Source organism: Pseudarthrobacter ribosi (genome assembly GCF_055412865.1).
The window spans coordinates 55,989-73,669 of the sequence record NZ_JBVAYZ010000002.1 but is presented as its reverse complement, the minus strand read 5'-3'; the positions used below and the strand labels follow the sequence as shown (position 1 = coordinate 73,669).

Annotated in this window: 19 protein-coding genes; 6 read left to right on the top strand and 13 right to left on the bottom strand. The window is 63.8% G+C overall.

Annotation, left to right across the window (positions count from 1 at the left end):
* Positions 1 to 149: 149 nt before the first annotated feature.
* The 10 genes from ACZYZ5_RS02120 to ACZYZ5_RS02075 all read right to left on the bottom strand — a co-directional run bounded on the left by ACZYZ5_RS02120 (position 150) and on the right by ACZYZ5_RS02075 (position 8,321).
* The gene (locus ACZYZ5_RS02120; protein ID WP_463898845.1) at positions 150 to 1,037 is read right to left on the bottom strand and encodes a type II secretion system F family protein; all 888 of its coding nucleotides are present in this window, start codon (positions 1,035 to 1,037) and stop codon (positions 150 to 152) included.
* Positions 1,038 to 1,048: 11 nt separating this feature from the next.
* Complete coding sequence (locus ACZYZ5_RS02115) at positions 1,049 to 1,996, bottom strand: type II secretion system F family protein (protein ID WP_463898844.1); 948 nt, start codon at positions 1,994 to 1,996, stop codon at positions 1,049 to 1,051.
* Positions 1,993 to 3,429 carry a TadA family conjugal transfer-associated ATPase gene (locus ACZYZ5_RS02110; protein WP_463898843.1) on the bottom strand — a complete coding sequence of 479 codons (1,437 nt, stop codon included), beginning with the start codon at positions 3,427 to 3,429 and terminating at the stop codon, positions 1,993 to 1,995. Before ACZYZ5_RS02110 ends, ACZYZ5_RS02115 begins: the two co-directional genes overlap by 4 nt.
* Entirely contained in the window at positions 3,426 to 4,622 is a 1,197-nt protein-coding gene (locus ACZYZ5_RS02105) for a CpaE/TadZ family protein (RefSeq protein ID WP_463898842.1), read from the bottom strand. Before ACZYZ5_RS02105 ends, ACZYZ5_RS02110 begins: the two co-directional genes overlap by 4 nt.
* On the bottom strand, positions 4,619 to 5,341 hold the full coding sequence (gene cpaB / locus ACZYZ5_RS02100) for a Flp pilus assembly protein CpaB (protein ID WP_463899220.1): 723 nt from the start codon (positions 5,339 to 5,341) through the stop codon (positions 4,619 to 4,621). Before cpaB ends, ACZYZ5_RS02105 begins: the two co-directional genes overlap by 4 nt.
* Before the next feature lie 84 nt (positions 5,342 to 5,425).
* Positions 5,426 to 6,493, bottom strand: a complete 1,068-nt coding sequence (locus ACZYZ5_RS02095) for a pilus assembly protein TadG-related protein (RefSeq protein WP_463898841.1) — start codon at positions 6,491 to 6,493, stop codon at positions 5,426 to 5,428.
* Entirely contained in the window at positions 6,481 to 6,909 is a 429-nt protein-coding gene (locus tag ACZYZ5_RS02090; RefSeq protein WP_463899219.1) for a TadE/TadG family type IV pilus assembly protein, read from the bottom strand. Before ACZYZ5_RS02090 ends, ACZYZ5_RS02095 begins: the two co-directional genes overlap by 13 nt.
* Positions 6,909 to 7,040, bottom strand: a complete 132-nt coding sequence (locus ACZYZ5_RS02085) for a hypothetical protein (protein ID WP_463898840.1) — start codon at positions 7,038 to 7,040, stop codon at positions 6,909 to 6,911. Before ACZYZ5_RS02085 ends, ACZYZ5_RS02090 begins: the two co-directional genes overlap by 1 nt.
* 132 nt (positions 7,041 to 7,172) lie before the next feature.
* Positions 7,173 to 7,385 carry a Flp family type IVb pilin gene (locus ACZYZ5_RS02080; RefSeq protein WP_463898839.1) on the bottom strand — a complete coding sequence of 71 codons (213 nt, stop codon included), beginning with the start codon at positions 7,383 to 7,385 and terminating at the stop codon, positions 7,173 to 7,175.
* Between the two features lie 270 nt (positions 7,386 to 7,655).
* A complete protein-coding gene (locus ACZYZ5_RS02075; protein ID WP_463898837.1) occupies positions 7,656 to 8,321 on the bottom strand; it encodes a prepilin peptidase in 666 nt (221 codons plus the stop codon).
* Positions 8,322 to 8,615: 294 nt separating this feature from the next.
* Between ACZYZ5_RS02075 and rplM the strand changes: the two genes are divergently transcribed.
* From rplM to glmM, 3 genes are all read left to right on the top strand, one after another.
* Positions 8,616 to 9,059: a 50S ribosomal protein L13 gene (gene rplM / locus ACZYZ5_RS02070; RefSeq protein WP_024367145.1), complete on the top strand. Its 444-nt coding sequence runs from the start codon at positions 8,616 to 8,618 to the stop codon at positions 9,057 to 9,059.
* Positions 9,060 to 9,097: 38 nt separating this feature from the next.
* Complete coding sequence (rpsI, locus tag ACZYZ5_RS02065; RefSeq protein ID WP_282379850.1) at positions 9,098 to 9,604, top strand: 30S ribosomal protein S9; 507 nt, start codon at positions 9,098 to 9,100, stop codon at positions 9,602 to 9,604.
* A gap of 188 nt (positions 9,605 to 9,792) precedes the next feature.
* Positions 9,793 to 11,154, top strand: coding sequence for a phosphoglucosamine mutase (gene glmM, locus ACZYZ5_RS02060; protein ID WP_463898835.1), 1,362 nt, complete (start codon positions 9,793 to 9,795; stop codon positions 11,152 to 11,154).
* 90 nt (positions 11,155 to 11,244) lie between these two features.
* On the opposite strand, the gene mscL is transcribed toward glmM, so the two are convergent.
* The 3 genes from mscL to coaA form a co-directional block, all read right to left on the bottom strand.
* Positions 11,245 to 11,649 carry a large conductance mechanosensitive channel protein MscL gene (gene mscL / locus ACZYZ5_RS02055; protein ID WP_463898833.1) on the bottom strand — a complete coding sequence of 135 codons (405 nt, stop codon included), beginning with the start codon at positions 11,647 to 11,649 and terminating at the stop codon, positions 11,245 to 11,247.
* A 74-nt stretch (positions 11,650 to 11,723) separates the two neighbouring features.
* Positions 11,724 to 12,656, bottom strand: a complete 933-nt coding sequence (locus ACZYZ5_RS02050; protein ID WP_463898832.1) for a M15 family metallopeptidase — start codon at positions 12,654 to 12,656, stop codon at positions 11,724 to 11,726.
* Between the two features lie 5 nt (positions 12,657 to 12,661).
* Entirely contained in the window at positions 12,662 to 13,627 is a 966-nt protein-coding gene (coaA, locus tag ACZYZ5_RS02045; RefSeq protein WP_463898830.1) for a type I pantothenate kinase, read from the bottom strand.
* A 134-nt stretch (positions 13,628 to 13,761) separates the two neighbouring features.
* Here coaA and glmS point away from each other — a divergent pair, with 134 nt between their 5' ends.
* The 3 genes from glmS (at position 13,762) to ACZYZ5_RS02030 (ending at position 17,584) form a co-directional block, all read left to right on the top strand.
* Entirely contained in the window at positions 13,762 to 15,654 is a 1,893-nt protein-coding gene (gene glmS / locus ACZYZ5_RS02040; protein WP_463898829.1) for a glutamine--fructose-6-phosphate transaminase (isomerizing), read from the top strand.
* 4 nt (positions 15,655 to 15,658) lie between these two features.
* The gene (locus ACZYZ5_RS02035; protein ID WP_463898828.1) at positions 15,659 to 16,006 is read left to right on the top strand and encodes a holo-ACP synthase; all 348 of its coding nucleotides are present in this window, start codon (positions 15,659 to 15,661) and stop codon (positions 16,004 to 16,006) included.
* Positions 16,007 to 16,069: 63 nt separating this feature from the next.
* Entirely contained in the window at positions 16,070 to 17,584 is a 1,515-nt protein-coding gene (locus ACZYZ5_RS02030) for an NAD(P)H-hydrate epimerase (protein ID WP_463898826.1), read from the top strand.
* Positions 17,585 to 17,681 lie beyond the last annotated feature (97 nt).

The window sequence follows — 17,681 nt, the reverse complement described above, 5'->3', positions numbered from 1 at the left end:
GGGGGGGGGGGGGGGTGATAGGCGCGGTGCACAAGGAGGACCCCCTCGGTTCTGGGGGCCGAGGGGGTCCAGTCTATGGAGGACCCTCTCGGCTCTGGGTCCGAGGGGGTCCGGTCATTGGGGCGGTGGCGAAGCCGCTTTGATTGCTCCTACATGTTGGAGAAGGCCGCGATGATGTTAATGACAGCCGGGCCGAGGATGACGATGAAGAGTACGGGCAGGATGCAAAGCATCAGAGGGAACAGCACCTTGATGGGAAGCTTCATGGCCTTCTCTTCAGCGCGCTGCCGCCGCTTGATTCTCATTTGCTTGGCCTGCGTCCGAAGGACGCTTGCTATCGCGATTCCATACACATCCGCCTGCACAATGGCCCTCACGAAGCTCCGCAGGTCCGGGGCTCCGGTGCGGTCAGCCATGGCGAGGTATGCTTCCCGCCGACTTCTGCCGACTTGCATGTCCTGCAGCGTCCGGAGGAGTTCTGCGGCGAGCGGGCCGTTTCCGTTCTGACCCGCGCGCGCCATTGCTGATTCAAAGCCGAGTCCGGCCTCCACCGAAATCAGCATTTGATCCAGGGTGCTGGGCAACTCCAATTCGATGGTTTCCTGGCGCTTCGCGCCCTGGCTGTGCAAGAGGAGGTCCGGAGCGAAGTACGCGAGCACCGTCACGAAAAGCGCCAACAGAATGGTTGTTCCCGTTGGAGTCTTGACGATGTACAGAATCCCCAGTAGGCCAGCAACCAGGGCGAGCCCTGGCTTGATCACCAGAAGCCTCTCCAGCGGCATGTTCGGTGGTCTGCCCGCCTTGGCGAGTTGTTTATCCAGCCAGGCCGGATACCCCTTCGGGGCCAAACGCTGGCCCAACTGCGCGAGCCTTGGTGCAGCGACGCCGCCCGACAAGTCCGCCGACCTGCCCTTGCTACGTCCCAGATTGCTGCGGACAGCAGCCAGGCCGGGGCGATCGACAGAGATTACTGCCCACACCATTGCCGAGCAGGGAACAACGATGATTGTCACTATGAACCAGGCCATTACGCTCATGCTTGTTCCCCCTAGAACTTGATCTTGACGACACGGCTTAGCCAAAAGGACCCGAGAGCCAGTAGTACAACTGCAAACCCGAGCATGAACCAGCCGAGCACGCTGGTATACATGACTCCGAGGTAGCCGGGGTTCGAGAAACTAAGGAACATAAAGATTCCGACGGGCAAAGCGATGAGGATATAGGCTGACAGCTTGCCCTCGGCGCTGAGGGATTTCACCTGGCCCTTGATCTGCATCCTTTCGCGGATGGTCTCTCCCACGTGGTCGAGCACCTCGGCCAGGTCACCGCCGACTTCCCGGTGAATCTCTATCGCCTGGGCCGTCCAGTCAAAGTCTTCGCTCCTCAAACGTCTCGCTGAGTCGGCCATGGAGTCTTTCAGGTCTCGCCCAAGCCTGGTCTCGTTGACCAGCCGCGCGAATTCCTCCGAAGTCGGCGCGTCTGACTCCTGGGAAACGGCGTCCACGGCTCGGAGCAGGCTGTGGCCAGCGCGCAGTCCGCCGGACAGCATCTGCAGGGTGTCGCCAAGCTGTGATTCGAACTTTGCCCGCCGGTTGCCGGCCATAATGTTCAGGAACAGCGTGCCACCGACTGGCGTCAACAGGACGAAGAGCAGAGCCAGTCCCGGCCCGGCCAAGACGAACCCGATGATCCCAGCCGTGACGGCAATACAGGCCAGCAGGAGAATGTAGTCTGCCTGGCGAATGCGAAGCCCGGCTTCCTCCAACGAGTTCGCGGAGCCGAAACTTGCATTCCGGCCGACCTTTTGGTCGACGAAGGAAGTTGCTGATGCCGCAACCCGGGTGAGGACCGACGGTTGCTCGGCAACCCCAGGACGCCTGCGTGACACATCGATATTTGATTCACGGCCACGAAGTGTTACCACCAAGAGGAATACCAGTGCTGCAAAGCAAAGCAGGACGCCCAGAAACAACAGAAGCGGGCTGTCGGCGGTCACCGGTACCCACCGCCAATCGGCGAATTCCCGAAGACGGCTGGGGAAAGGGCGATACCCAGTTCTGCGAAGTGGTCTACGAAGCGGGGTCTGACGCCGGTGGGAATCGGCCGTCCCAGGAAGCGTCCGTTCGCATCCATTCCCGCGCTGTAGTCGAAGGTGAAAGCGTCCTGAAGCGTGACAACGTCCCCTTCCATCCCTTGGACTTCAGTGACGTGCGTGACTCGTCTCGTTCCGTCCCTCAAACGCGAGATATGCACGATCAGATTGACCGCCGAGGCGATCTGCTCCCGAATGGCGCGGAGCGGTAAGTCCATACCAGCCATGAGCACCAGGGTCTCGAGCCTCGCGATGGCGTCGCGGGGTGTGTTTGCGTGCACCGTTGAGATCGAACCGTCGTGGCCGGTGTTCATGGCCTGCAGCATGTCCAGCGACTCGCCGCCGCGGACTTCGCCAATGACGATTCTGTCCGGGCGCATGCGCAGCGAGTTCCGGACAAGATCCCGGATGCTGATCTCGCCTTTGCCTTCGATGTTCCTCGGCCGGCTTTCGAGCCTGACAACGTGTTCCTGTTGCAGTTGAAGCTCGACGGCGTCCTCGATGGTGACTATCCGCTCATCAGCGGGAATGAAGGAAGACAGGACATTCAGCAAGGTCGTCTTGCCCGTACCGGTGCCTCCGGACACGATGATGTTGAGCCGGGCATGGACGCAGGCGTTCAGGAGTTCGGCGATCTCCGGGGAGATGGTGCCAAACCCTATGAGATCGTTGACCGTCAGCGGCACCTGGCCGAATTTTCGAATGGTCAGCGATGATCCGTTGACGGCCAAGGGCGGGATGATGGCGTTGACACGCGACCCGTCGGACAGTCGAGCGTCAACGAGCGGGGAGGATTCGTCGATTCTCCTGCCGACCTTGGTGACGATCCGCTCGATAATCCGGCGCAAGTGTTCCTCGGACGTGAAACGGGAGCCGGTCAGGAAGAGCTTGCCCCCGCGCTCCACGTAGATTTTGTCCGGGCCGTTGACCATTACCTCCGTCACTGCATCATCGGCCAGAAATTTCTGCAACGGGCCGAGGCCGATGACATCGTCCAGGATCTCCTGGACCAGACGCTGCCTCTCGCCCGAGGACAGCGGTATCTCATCCTCTTCGATGATGGTGCGCAATTCGTTCTTGGCATAGTCGTGCAATTCAGCTTCATCCAGAGAAGAGTCCGAGATTCGACTACCCATGCGCTCATAGAGCGATGCGCCGGCGCGTTCCTTAACCGCTGACAAGGCGTCGTTGGCTTCAGCGCTGTGATCTTTGGAAGCCGGTTCATTCCAGGCGGACTCGTTCTGAGCCTGCCCTGCCCACGGGATCTCAGTCCGAGGGGAAACTGATTGCTTGCTTTCCTGGCCGCGTACGGCCTCGAAACGATCTGCAAGTGTCACTGGACTACCGCCCTTCGGTGAAGTTTCTTGTGGGGGCGTTGCTCCCAATTCGGGTCAAACCGCTCGACGAGCTTTCTCAGCCCCTTTGCTACGGCATCCCTCGACGCCTCGTGGAGCAGCGGTACACCCTTGTTCGTGGAATACGGAACGGCGTGTGACCGGGGAAGTACCACGTCCACAGGGCATCCAATGGTTGCCTCGACGTCCTGTAGTGTGAGGCCGCTTCGGCGATCGCCGAAGTTGAGCACCACATGCCGGTTCCGGGGCAGCAAACCGAGCTCAGTCAGGAGTGAAAATCCCGTCCGGAGACCCTTGATGCTCGGTATGTCCATACCGCAAACCCACAAGCCGTCCGTAGCCTTCTCAAGGGTCGCGAGAACGTGTTCCCCGAGCCCCGGTGCAGTGTCCACCACAACGTATTTGAATTCACTGGCTAACTGGACGAGCAGTCTGGCGACTTGGTCCCCCGTGATCTGATCCGCCTCTATCGGGTTCAGGGGTGCGCAGAGTGCGTAGATGCCGGATGGGTGCAGGGTGAGGTACGACTTCAGGACCAGGCTGTCGCCCGCGGCTGCCCCTTTGACGGCGTCGGTAAGGGTCTTCTCCGGCTCAAGCATGAGTCCGGACGCCACATCGCCAAACTGCAGGTCCAGGTCGACCACCACTACGCCCATCGGCGCCAGCTTTGCGAGTCCCACTGCGAGGTTGGTGGTGACGGTCGTTTTTCCCACACCTCCCTTGGGCGACATGACGGCGATGATTCTTCCGTGGCCTGTCAACGGCTCAACGCTGTTCCCGAGGCCTCGCCGGCGTCCCGCAGCCGCGAGGCTGGCGCGCTCGAGCATGATGTGGATGGCGTTTACGTCGGCGCCAGGTTCCAGGAGGTCCCTGATTCCCGCCCGCATCGCGGGCAGGGCAATACTGGGATCACTGTCAGTTACCAGCACCACGCTGATCTCCGGGTACTGAAGGTCGAAGAGACTGGCGAGCCTAATGGACTCATCTACTGGGAGGCCCGGTCCCAGCAGAATGACTTCGACGAGGTCGCCCGTGAGCATACGCAGGACGTCGTCCGGGCCCGGCGGCAGGAAGCTGGCCACGATTCCGTGGAATGATCCGTGCAGGCGGGAAGCCGCCTGCCTGGCACGGGCTTCGAAATCCGGGTCTGCCGTGATGGCTACGAATCTGCTCATCGGTACAGCTCCGGCTTCTTGACAATTAGCGGGTCGCCTTCTGTCGCGGACGAGGGTTCTTTGGTCAGCCACAAGCTTCCGAAGTTGGCCCCGAAAGCGATCTTCGCGGCATCGGCGTCGTTGCGGGCAAACGTTACGATCAACTGTCCACTAGGCAATTCGGTGTTTGCTTGCTCCTCAGCAGTGCTACCTCCGGTAGCTTTCTGTGTCTTCGCCAAGGAACGCTGGACGCTCGTTACCAAGACCTTATGAAAAATCTGCTGCCCGGACTCCACCTCCGGCGCGTCCTTCACGGCTCCTTTGTCGAAGAGGACCACGATGCCCACGGTGTCGCCGGCCGCGATGCGCCCGCCGACCACCCTCTGGGCCTCCAGCTGCACCGAGATTTCCTGCATACCGTCCGGAACCGGAACCGAGCCCGGCGCGGACAAGCTTTCCGGATCAGCCAGACGTGCCCCTAGGAGTGCTTCGCCGGGAAGCAGATCCACCGCGGCGACCTTCCCGTTCAAGCCTTCCAGGCTCTTGAGGGCGCCGTTCGGCACCGAGGCCGAAGGCAGCGAGGTCAGCTTCACGGCGCTCCTCACAGCTTCGAGGTCAGCGCCCTTCGTGACCTGATGTTGAATGACGAGTACATCGACCGGTTGCAGGTCCTTTTGGGCCCTCGCCTCCGATGCAGATACATATGAGACCAGTAAGACGGTGCCAACTATTGCCAGCACAAATGCGACGATGCCTCCCAGTAGGCGTGTTTTCAATTTTCAGTCCCCTTATCCAATGATGTGAATTGCGTCTAGCCATCTTGATTAGTTAGTGAGCCTGACGCCCTCAACTCCATACTCGCCAGGCCCCCCGAGGGCGATTGCTTCGTCCAGCGTTACCATCCTGACGAATTCGCCGTAGATTCCGCGATCGTCACCGCCCAACTTGAGATCCTTCTTGAGCGACTTTGCATCTGACGTCATGTAGTCCTCGGGAGTTTTGGTTCCGCCTTTGAGATCCCAGCCGCGAAGTGAAATTGCGGCAAAGGCGAATAGCTTGAACTCAGCACCTGCTCCGGTGCCTGCGGAGTCATCAAAGATCGGCACGAGAATTTCCACTTCCTCGTCGGCGTCCAGCGCAAGACCCCAATTGGTGAACTGCGTGGAGCAGTCTTTGTTGAAGTTGGCACCGGTGTCGCTCCCAACCCAGCCTCCATCGGCCAAGATGCTCACCAACACGGAACAGTCGTCGTCCGCGTCCGCCAGCCAACCAAATCCACCAGGGAGTTCGGAACCCGAGCCGGTCTTGTAAGGGCAGGCTGGCGGCGGCTTCTTCTTTGACTTGCCGGGCCCTTCCGGCACCCCATGTACCGGAAAGTACTGCAATCCTCCCGTAAGGATCAGGCCGGCTTCGCACTTCGAAAATGTGAGTGGCACAACGTTGGCAGCAGAAATGCCACCAAATTGTGCCTGGGCTGAGGCCTCGACTTGTACGGAGTTGATACCGAGGACACGTGCCAGATACAACGAAAAATGCTCACCATCGGCGCTCTCGGGCGTCGCAGTCGTCACGTCGACTGTGCCGTCGTCGATGGTGGCCGAAACAACGTTGCTTGACTCATCAAGAGCGTTTCCATTGGCGAACGGCGCAGCCATTCCTTGTGGGTCGGCAGGGCACGGCGACTCTGCGCATGCTTGCGCAACCGCCAGGGCTGCTGAGTCTGCGCCGTTCTGCAGCTGTGCTTTCTCGGAGTAAATCGCACCCACGTCTACGGCAAGAGCTCCGAAACCCAGGAGGGCAACCATGAGAATCGCGGCGAGCGGCGCTATCACACCCCGCTCGTTTTCATTGTCGTCGACGGCGTCCGATGATTTGCTGGTTATCCTCCGCATCGCATTACCCCTCTGGCTGAAATGTTCATGATGTCCGGCAGAAAGGGAAGCAGAGTTGGAAGTCCAGTCAGGTAGTCCGTATCGGCCGTGATCGTGACGACAGTGTTGTCACCCGGCTCACAGGCACTAATGACGACATCGCCAGGCTGCAAATTGGCGATGGGGTTCGCCGCGAAAATCGCCCTCTCACGGGCGGTAGCCTCGGCATCGGCCTCTGTCGCGTTGTGGATCGCCATATATCGGGCTGCTTCGCGGGCGCCTTCTGCCATCGAAACTTGGATGCTGAAGGCACGTCCGAATTCCACGACTCCCAGTATTAGCGCAAGGAAAATCGGGAGAATCAGGGCAAACTCGACGGCGACAGCTCCCAATTCCTTGGATCTTTTCGTGCAGTTAGGCTTGACCCGTGGGTTCATCACAGGCCGGCCGTCGGAGGCTGAAATTCAGGAACAATTGTTGCGGTACCACGCAGCGGCGAGCGTGCCAAAAAACAAACGTCGATCACTCGCGATGCAGTGACTTCCGCTTCAAATTTGAGACCTTCCACGACCCCTCCTAAGCTTTGAGACCTGGTTCGCCTGCGCATGCGTAGACGAAAGGAACCCAGGGGCAGGTGCGATGACAGCGGACGATGGCCCGGACTGCCGTCGCCCCGCCCCTGGGCGTCCGACGTGGTGAACTACGGCGCCGGTACGGTGCCGCCGAGGCCCTCGACAATGTCCGTGAAAAGCGTAGTCAGCTGGCCACCCAGGGCCGTGACAGCGCCAATGATGACGACGGCGATGAGTGCGACCATCAGGCCGTATTCAACGGCGGTGGCACCCTTTTCGGATTCCATTTTGTCCTTGATGCCGGCAACAAAGGCGAGCATTGAAACCATGAGACCAGTCATTTCGAAGATCCTTTTCCAGAGTTTGAGTGTGAAACGAAATTCCAGCAAATCCCCTGTTGCTAAACCCCCGGAGTTCCGTTGGGACAACAGTCGCATGGCGATTAACGACACAGCAATGAAAAGGAATACCCGAGTTTTTGGGGTGGATAAGGGGCCTCTACGTGCGGCTACCCGGCAATGTACTCAGTTCGTTCCGGCATGCGGGTGCCCACTACTTGGATTTGATACGCCCGCTTACTAATGGGGGCAAAGATGCGGCAGTGACTGGTGTTACGGAAGGAGCAGGATGATGGCCAGACCGGCTGCCAACATGGAGGGGCCGTAGGCAACCTCTTTTGGTTTGTTTTCGCGGTTCTTTAGCACCAGGGACACGGAAGCCAGACCGCCCGCTACGAAGGCCAGGGCTCCGCCGTAGAACAATTGCGACCAGCCTAGGTAGCCTAAGTACAGTCCAAGAGGTGCTGCGAGCTTCACGTCGCCCATTCCGAGGCCGTTTCGGCTGGTCAGGGCAAGAATTAAGTAAGAAACGAACAAAATTACGGACCCGGCGACTCCGCGAACCAGGTCACCCGCAGCCCCTTGCGCCAGTGCGGCGAACACCAGAAGTGCAAGGCCGGCCCCCAGCAGGGGCCCGACGAGACGGTTCGGCAGCAAATGATGCACGATATCGATCCGCGCCAACGGAACGGCGAAAACTCCCAGTAATACGTAGGCGGGAAGTTCGGCCGCGCTTCCGAAGCGCCAAGCCAGCAGGGCAGACAGGACAGAGGTGACCGCCGCCGTCGTGATCTTCAGCCGAATGGTGGCCTCGCCGGCGAGCTGGGGGAGGGCCCGCCGGATACCGGCGTCAGCGAGGAGTCCCAGGCACAGGCCGGCCAGCCCGACCCCCGCAATAAACAGCGGCGAAGCGGAGCCAGCAGCGGCGGTGTCGAACACGGTTCCTCCAGGGATGCGGGGCGCCGGCGGCGGGCAGAATGCATCCGGACACCCCATTTTGACCCAGCGACACGTCTTCCGCTATTCTTGGTAGTCGTTGTGCGTGTCCTTCTCGATGATGCGTGCCCGCTTGGGAATCCGGTTGCAGGATGACTACCCAACGTGCACATTCGAGACTTCAGGACGACTGGTTACATAGAGCCCTCACCTCTGTTCCGGTAGCGCATAGATAGTAGGTGCACCTTCGCGTGACGCCTAAAACAAGAACGCCAGAACAAGAACGAGGCAAACACCGTGCGTACGTACACCCCGAAGCCCGGCGATATCAACCGCCAGTGGCACGTCATTGACGCCACAGACGTTGTCCTTGGTCGTCTCGCGAGCCAGACCGCAATCCTGCTGCGCGGCAAGCACAAGGCCACCTTTGCGTCCCACATGGACATGGGCGACTTCGTCATCATCATCAACGCTGAGAAGGTTGCCCTCACCGGCGCCAAGCTGGAGCAGAAGCGGGCATACCGCCACTCCGGTTACCCGGGCGGCCTGACCTCCGTCACTTACGCGGAGCTGCTGGAATCGAACCCGGTCCGCGCCGTGGAGAAGGCCATCAAGGGCATGCTCCCGAAGAACTCCCTCGCTGCACAGCAGCTGGGCAAGCTGAAGGTCTACAAGGGTGCCGAGCACCCCCACGCCGCACAGCAGCCCAAAACTTACGAAATCACCCAGGTCGCCCAGTAGTCCTGGCCACCAAACAACTTATCTATACAAGGAGAATCGTGGCTCAGAACGAAGAGACCACCGAGGCCGTTGTGGCTGAGGAAAACCTGACCAGCTACACCTCGGAAAGCGGTCCTGCGGAAGCAGAAGCGCCCAAGAAGGAACGCCCGGCCCTCACGGTTGCCGGCGCAGCAGTTGGCCGTCGCAAGGAAGCCGTCGCACGCGTTCGCATTGTGCCCGGCACCGGCAAGTGGATCATCAACGGCCGCGAACTGGCCAACTACTTCCCGAACAAGCTGCACCAGCAGGACGTCAACGAGCCCTTCAAGATCCTTGATCTTGATGGCGCCTACGACGTTATCGCCCGCATCCACGGTGGCGGCATCTCCGGCCAGGCCGGTGCCCTGCGCCTCGGCATCGCCCGTTCACTGAACGAGATCGACACCGAGAACAACCGCGCGACCCTGAAGAAGGCCGGTTACCTGCGTCGTGACGCCCGCGTCATCGAGCGCAAGAAGGCCGGTCTCAAGAAGGCCCGTAAGGCTCAGCAGTACTCCAAGCGCTAAACCCGCTTCCAGGCGCCCTTGGCGCTTGCACGAACGCCCGTTCCGCCCTCTGTGGCGGGGCGGGCGTTCGCCGTTTAAAACCGTTCGCCGTTTAAATTAGTGCCAACACCGGGGTGCCAGCGGCGCGGCGGGTCCGCTATGTGGCTCCGGGACCGGAAGCGGCCGCCTCATCGTCTAAGCTTGACCCGATGTCTAGATTATTTGGAACAGATGGAGTCCGAGGCTTGGCTAACGGCCTGCTGACCGCCGAGCTGTCGATGCAGCTGGCCCAGGCTGCCGCCGTCGTGCTTGGCCATGACCGCAAGACGAGCGAAGGGCGCCCGCGCGCCGTGGTGGCCCGCGACCCCCGCGCCAGCGGTGAGTTCATTGCGGCCGCCGTGGAAGCAGGGCTGGCCAGCGCCGGCGTTGACGTCTACGACGCCGGTGTCCTCCCGACACCGGCCGCGGCTTACCTCGTGGCCGACTTGGACGCGGACTTCGGCGTGATGATCTCCGCCTCTCACAACCCGGCCCCGGACAATGGCATCAAGTTCTTCGCACGCGGCGGACAGAAGCTCCCCGACGAGGTAGAGGATGCCATCGAGGACCAACTCGGCAAAGCGCCGTTGCGGCCCGTCGGCGGAGAGGTCGGTCGGATCCAGCGCTTCTCCGACGCGGAGGACCGCTACATCGTCCATCTACTCGGCACCCTCCCGCACCGCCTGGACGGTCTCAAGGTCGTGCTGGACTGCGCCCACGGCGCGGCGAGCGGCTGCTCCCCCCAGGTTTTCAAGACCGCGGGCGCCGAGGTGATCGTCATCGGCGCCGAGCCGGACGGACTTAATATCAACGACGGCGTAGGATCCACCCACCTTTCGCCGCTCAAGGCCGCAGTCGTCGCCAACGGGGCCGATCTGGGCATAGCCCACGACGGCGACGCCGACCGCTGCCTTGCCGTGGACCACGAGGGCAACGAGGTTGACGGCGACCAGATAATGGCGGTCCTCGCGATCGCGCTCAAGGCAGCGGGCAAGCTTAAGGACGACGTGCTGGTGGCCACGGTCATGAGCAACCTCGGCCTCAAGCTGGCGCTGCGCGATGCCGGCATTGCCATCCGGGAAACCGGGGTGGGCGATCGCTACGTCCTTGAAAGGATGCGCGAGGGCGGCTTCAGCCTTGGGGGCGAGCAGTCCGGCCACGTGATCTTCGCCGAACACGCGACCACCGGCGACGGCGTGCTGACCGGGCTTCAGCTTGCGGCCCAGGTTGCCCTCAGCGGCCGGCCGCTGAAGGAACTAGCGGCAGTGATGACCCAGCTTCCGCAGGTCCTGATCAACGTCAGGGGCGTGGACCGCACCCGGGTCAATGGTGACGCCGCCCTTGCCGCAGCAGTTTCCCTCGCCGAGGCCGAGCTCGGCGACACCGGCCGGGTGCTCCTGCGCCCCTCCGGCACCGAACCCGTGGTGCGCGTCATGGTTGAGGCGGCATCGCAGGAGACCGCCCAGGCCGTCGCGGAGCGCCTCGCGCAGGTAGTCCGGACCGAGCTGGCACTGGAGCTCGTGGCGGACTAAGGATCGACGCAGTCCCGCATAAGTGAAAGAACGGCCCGTCCCTGAGGGGCGGGCCGTTCTTTGTCGGTGGACTATTTCCGTTGCCTGCGACTAGTGCTGGCGTTGGCGCAAGGAGTCGCGGATTTCGGTCAGCAGCGCGATCTGGGGATCCTCAGCTGCCTCCTCCTTGACGTCGGCGTTGATGCCGAGCCGGCGGTTGCGCCGTTCGATCATGTGGTTCATGGGGACAACGACGACGAAGTAGATGGCGGCGGCGACCAACAGGAAATTGACGATCGCCGTCAGCAGCACGCCGAACTTGATGTCATTGCCGTTAAGGGTGACGACGGCGAAGCTGTCGAAGTTGGGCGAACCAACCAGACCCGCGATGAACGGCATCAGGACGCTCTGGACCAGGGCCGTGACCACGGAGCCAAACGCGGCACCGATGACGACTGCGACGGCAAGGTCCACGACGTTGCCTTTGAGAATGAAGTTCTTGAATCCGTTCAACATGTCCCCAAGCTATCCCGGCCGCGTGAACACGCTGTGTCGCGGAGGTTAGGGTTGCGGTTCGTGTCGATGTGACGCTACAAGTACGCCGGAGCGGCTTCGAGTCCGAAGTACTCCTCCAGGGTCGCAATGCCCCGGGCGTTCATCGCGCCCGCGGACTCCACGCCCACGTAACGCAGGTGCCAGGGTTCGTAGTAATAGCCGGTGATCTCATGGAACATCCACGGGTAGCGCACCACGAAGCCGAACAGGTGGGCGTTCGCCTTGGCCCAGACTGCAGCCGGCTGATCGGCGAACGCGGGGGTGAAGCCGTCCCTCCCGCTGCCGTCGCCGATGTCGAAGGACCAGCCGGTCTGGTGTTCCGAAAAGCCGGGCCGCGCGGAGGCGGTGTCCGCCGCGGCCTGTCCCTCGGCGTTTACCCATCTGTTGTAGGTGGTGATCTGGGTGTTAAACGAGCGGTAGCCGCTGGCGAGGGTGATGACGACGCCGGCGGCCGCGGCGGCCGCGAACATCTTCTCCGCTGCGCCCGCCGTCGTGCTGTTGAGCAGCGCCGATTCACCGGAGGTGGCCAGGCGCACGCGCGGCTGGACCAGGTCGGCCGGCACATAGCCGGCGGGGGAGAGCGGCCGGTGCTTGTTCACGACCACCCAGGGGCTCGCCGGGTCGGTGAGTGAGTGCCGGGCTGGCGGCGCGGCAGCGGAGGGCTCAGCGGCCGGGGGCGTGGCGTCCGGTGCCGTGGCGGCGGGGCTGCCCGGCAAGGGCTCAGCCGAGGGTGCGGCGGCAGTGGCCGAGGCTGAGGCGGTGGTACCCGCCGTCGTGGCGGACGGGAAGGCCGTGGAGGCCGTGGAGGCCGCGGCGGACGCCGTCGGCCGGGCAGCCCCCGGGGTGCAGGCGCTCAGGGCAGCGAGGCCCGAGCCGGCCAGCAGCAGGCGGCTGAAGGCCCGCCGGCTGGGCGGGCAGGCGACGGCGTCCGGCGCGGCCGGACGCTCAGCGGACCCGTCGTAGCACACCTGTGCTAGACCTTGCGGAGCAGCATGCGGCGGATGGAATGGTCGGCGTCCTTGGTGAGCACCAACTGTGCACGGCCGCGGGTGGGGAGAACGTTTTCCTCCAGGTTCGGTTCGTTGATTCGCTTCCAGATCTCGCGGGCAGTCTGCTCCGCCTCGGCATCCGAGAGCGTGGCATAGCGGTGGAAGTACGACTCTGGCTGCGCGAACGCGGTGGTCCGGAGTTTGCGAAAGCGGTCCACGTACCACTCCTCAATGTAGGACGTTTTGGCATCAACATAGATGGAAAAATCGAAGAAGTCACTCAGGGCCAGTCCCTGCCGGCCGTCATGCCGCGGCCGGGCCGGCGCCAGAACGTTCAGCCCCTCGACGATCAGCACGTCGGGGCGGCGCACCACCACTTCCTTGCCCGGGACGATGTCATAGGTCACGTGGGAGTACCAGGGCGCCCGGACTTCCTCGGCGCCGCCCTTGATCTCGCTCACAAAGCGGAGCAGCGCGCGGCGGTCATAGGACTCGGGGAAGCCCTTGCGCTCCAGCAGTTGGCGCCGCTTGAGTTCTGCGAGGGGGTACAGGAAGCCGTCGGTGGTGATGAGTTCAACATTGGGGGTGCCGGGCCAGCGGCGGAGCATCTCGCGGAGCACACGGGCGATAGTCGACTTGCCCACGGCCACCGAACCGGCGACTCCGATCACGAACGGCGTGCGCTGGGTCTGCTCGCCCAGGAACGTGGTGGTTGCCGCATGGAGCTGGCCTGCCGCCTCGACATACAGGTGCAGCAGCCGGGACAGCGGCAGGTAGACCTCGCGGACTTCCTTCATGTCCAAGGGATCGCCGAGGCCTCGGAGCCGGAGTACGTCCTCCTCGTTGAGGGGCTGCTCCATCTGGGCAGCGAGCCGGGACCAGGTCTGCCGGTCCAGCTCCACGAACGGGGAGACGCCGTCGCCGTTCGCTTCATTGCGTTGCAAAGTCACCCTAGAGATTCTGCCCTCCGCCGGGCCGAGAGCGAAATGGACGGGTCGGTGCCGCCCCCGCCCGGGCCGCGGGCGGCGTGTTGTGAACGCTGATCCTACGTTCTCCGTCCGGGAAACCCGCTAGGCTTGGGTCCATGTGTGGAATCGTTGGATATGTGGGCCACTCCGCTGGCCGGGTAAATACTGGACACAATGCCTTGGACGTTGTCCTTGAGGGACTGCGGCGCCTGGAATACCGGGGCTACGACTCTGCGGGTATCGCAGTTGTAGCCGACGGGACCATCTCGTCCCGTAAGAAGTCGGGCAAACTGAGCAACCTGATCGCCGAACTCGAGGCCAACCCGTTGCCGGAAGCGCTGACCGGCATCGGTCACACACGCTGGGCGACGCACGGCGGCCCGACCGATCAGAACGCCCACCCGCACCTCGCCGATGGCGGGAAGCTGGCCGTGATCCACAACGGGATCATCGAAAACTTCGCCGAGCTCAAGCTGGAACTCAAGAGCCGGGGCGTAACATTCCTCTCCGAAACTGATACCGAAGTCGCGGCCGCGCTCCTCGGCGACATCTATCGGAACCACCTGAACGGCGACAACTCCAAAGGCGGCCTGACCAAGGCGATGGAGCTTGCGTGCCAGCGCCTCGAAGGCGCTTTCACGCTGCTGGCCGTGCACGCCGACCAGCCCGACGTCGTCGTCGCCGCCCGACGCAACTCGCCCCTTGTGGTGGGCCTCGGCGAAGGCGAAAACTTCCTGGGCTCCGACGTTTCCGGCTTCATCGACTACACCCGCCGGGCCGTGGAACTCGGCCAGGACCAGATTGTCACCATCACCGCCGACACCGTCGAGATTACGGACTTCTTCGGCGCCCCGGCCGAAGGCAAGGAATACCACGTTGACTGGGATCCGGCATCCGCGGAAAAGGGCGGCTTCCCGTCCTTCATGGAGAAGGAAATCCACGATCAGCCCGACGCGGTTGCGCAGACTCTGCTGGGGCGTTCGGACCTCGACGGCAAGCTGACCCTCAACGAGATGCGGATCGATCCGGAACTGCTCAAGAACGTCAACAAGATCATTGTGCTCGCCTGCGGCACGTCGGCCTACGCCGGGCAGGTCGCGAAGTACGCGATCGAGCGCTGGTGCCGGATTGCCACTGAGGTCGAGCTCTCGCACGAGTTCCGCTACCGGGATCCGATTGTCGATGAGAACACCCTGGTGGTATCCATCTCCCAGTCCGGCGAAACGATGGACACGCTGATGGCCGTCCGCTACGCCAAGGAACAGGGCGCCAAGACGATCTCCATCTGCAACACCAACGGCTCCACCATCCCGCGCGAGTCCGATGCCGTGCTCTACACCCACGCGGGCCCGGAAATCGCAGTGGCCTCGACCAAGGCCTTCCTGGCCCAGATCACCGCCGCGTACCTCCTCGGCCTGTACCTGGCGCAGCTGCGCGGCAACATGTTCCAGGGCGAAATCAAGGACGTGCTCGCGGACCTCGGCAAGATTCCGGCCAAGATCCAGCAGATCCTCGACAACGAGGGATCAATCAAGAAACTCGGCCAGGAGATGGCCCAGGCCAAATCCGTGCTCTTCCTGGGCCGCCACGTTGGTTTCCCCGTGGCCATGGAAGGCGCGCTCAAGCTCAAGGAACTCGCCTACATCCACGCCGAAGGCTTTGCCGCCGGGGAACTCAAGCACGGCCCGATCGCGCTGATCGAGGAAGGCCAGCCGGTCTTCGTGATCGTTCCGTCGCCCCGGGGCCGGGATTCGCTGCACGCGAAGGTTGTCTCCAACATCCAGGAAGTCCGCGCACGCGGCGCCAAAACCATTGTGATCGCGGAAGAGGGGGACGAAGCGGTCAAGGCGTACGCCGAGCACGTCTTCTACATCCCGGAGTCGCCGACGCTCCTCGCTCCACTACTGGCCGTCGTTCCGCTGCAGATCTTCGCCGCCGAACTCGCCAGCGCGAAGGGGTACGACGTGGACCAGCCTCGGAACCTGGCCAAGAGCGTGACCGTAGAATAACGCCATGATTGTTGGCATTGGCGTAGACGTCGTAGACATTGAACGGTTCGGCCGGCAGCTGGAGCGCACCCCCGGGCTGCGCGACAGGCTGTTCGTCCCCGCGGAGCGCGAACTGAACACCCGCTCCCTGGCGGCCCGGTTCGCCGCCAAGGAGGCCGTGGCCAAGGTCCTCGGCGCCCCGGCCGGCATGAACTGGCAGGACTGCTGGATCGGGCTGGACCAGCACGGTCCCACGGTCCAGATCAAGGGCACCGTGCTGGCCGTGGCCGAGTCGAAGGGCGTCAAACGCTGGCACCTGTCGATGAGCCACGACGGCGGCATCGCCACGGCGACCGTCATCGCCGAAGGCTGAGCCTGACCCTCGGCGAACCACGCCGCACTTCCCACAGCGACTGCACCGCGAATGGACTGAACGATGATCAGCGCCTACACCGGAACCCAGATACGAGAGGCTGAACTGCCTTTTCTAGCCGCCGGTGCGGGCGCTGTTCTCATGCAACGGGCCGCCCACGGACTGGCCAACGCGGTGGTCCGCGAACTGCGTGCCCGCGGGGAACGCCTCTACGGCGCCAGCGTCACCGTGCTCGCCGGCAAGGGCAACAACGGCGGGGACGGACTGTTCGCGGCCGCCCTGCTGGCCGGACGCGGCATGCGGACGACGGCGGTACTCACCGCCGGGGAGGCCCACCCGGAGGGGCTGCGCGCCTTCGAAAAGGCCGGCGGCCGGGTGATCCGACTGACCCACGGGAACGTTGCCGGCGCGTCGGCGGCCGCCGCGGCGTCCGGCGTCGTCCTCGACGCGGTCCTTGGCACGGGCGCGCAGGGCGGGCTCCGCGGCCCTGCGGCGGAACTGATCGAGGCGCTGGGCCGCGCCCGGCCCGGGCTCGTGGTGGCCTGCGACATCCCCAGCGGGGTGGACGCCGACACCGGTGAAGCCCATCCCCCCGTGCTCCGCGCGGAGCTGACCGTGACGTTCGGGGCGGCCAAGGCCGGGCTGCTGGCCGATCCCGGAGCGGACTACGCCGGGCGGGTGCAGGTGATCCCGATCGGGATCGAGTCTGCCCTGCCGGATCCGGCCCTGCGCCGGCTGCAGTCCGGGGACCTCGCCGCGCTCCTGCCCCACCCCGAGCGGCGCTCCCACAAGTACTCCCGCGGCGTCCTCGGCGTCGTGGCCGGCTCGGCGCAGTACCCCGGCGCCGCGGTGCTGGCCTGCCGCGGCGCGCTGGCAGCAGGGGTGGGCATGGTGCGTTACCTCGGCCCGCCGGACGTCGCCGACCTGGTCCGCCGGTCCTGCCCGGAAGTCGTGTGCAGCTCCGGCAATGCCGCGGACGCCCACGTCCAGGCCTGGCTGCTGGGACCGGGGATCGACGGGCACGCCCACGAGCAGCTCGAACGCGTGGCCGACGCCGCGGCCACCGGGCTTCCCGTCGTGGCCGACGCCGGGGCGCTGCCGGCCCTGCCCCGGACTCTCGCCCCGCACTTCGTCCTGACACCGCACGCCGGCGAGCTGGGAACCCTGCTGGCCCGCTACGGCGCCGCCCCCGGCCGCGCCGGGGTGGAGGGCGCCACGTTCGCCGCCGCCCGGCTGGCCAGCGACCTGACGGGGGCCACCGTCCTGCTCAAAGGCGCCACGACGCTGGTGGCCGCCCCCTCGGGGGCCGTCTTCAGCCAGGCCGACGCGACCCCGTGGCTGGCAACGGCCGGCAGCGGGGACGTGCTGGCCGGCATCCTGGGGGCCCTGCTCGCGCAGCTGGCCGGAACCCCCGGCACGTTCACTTCCCTCGGGATCCGCGCCGAGGACCGCTGGGCCGGCATCGCGGCGCTGGCCGCCAGCGTCCACGGCCGGGCCGGAAGCCTCGCCTCCGACGGCGGGCCGGTGACGGCGTCGGACGTCGCGCAATCCGTGCGGGAGGTCATCGCAAAGCTGTAACAAACGCGCACACCCAGTGTGCCGAGTCATTTACTAACCCTACTTACCAGTAGTCTGTCTAGAGAATTTTTTGTCTGTCTAGAGAATTTTCGCCACG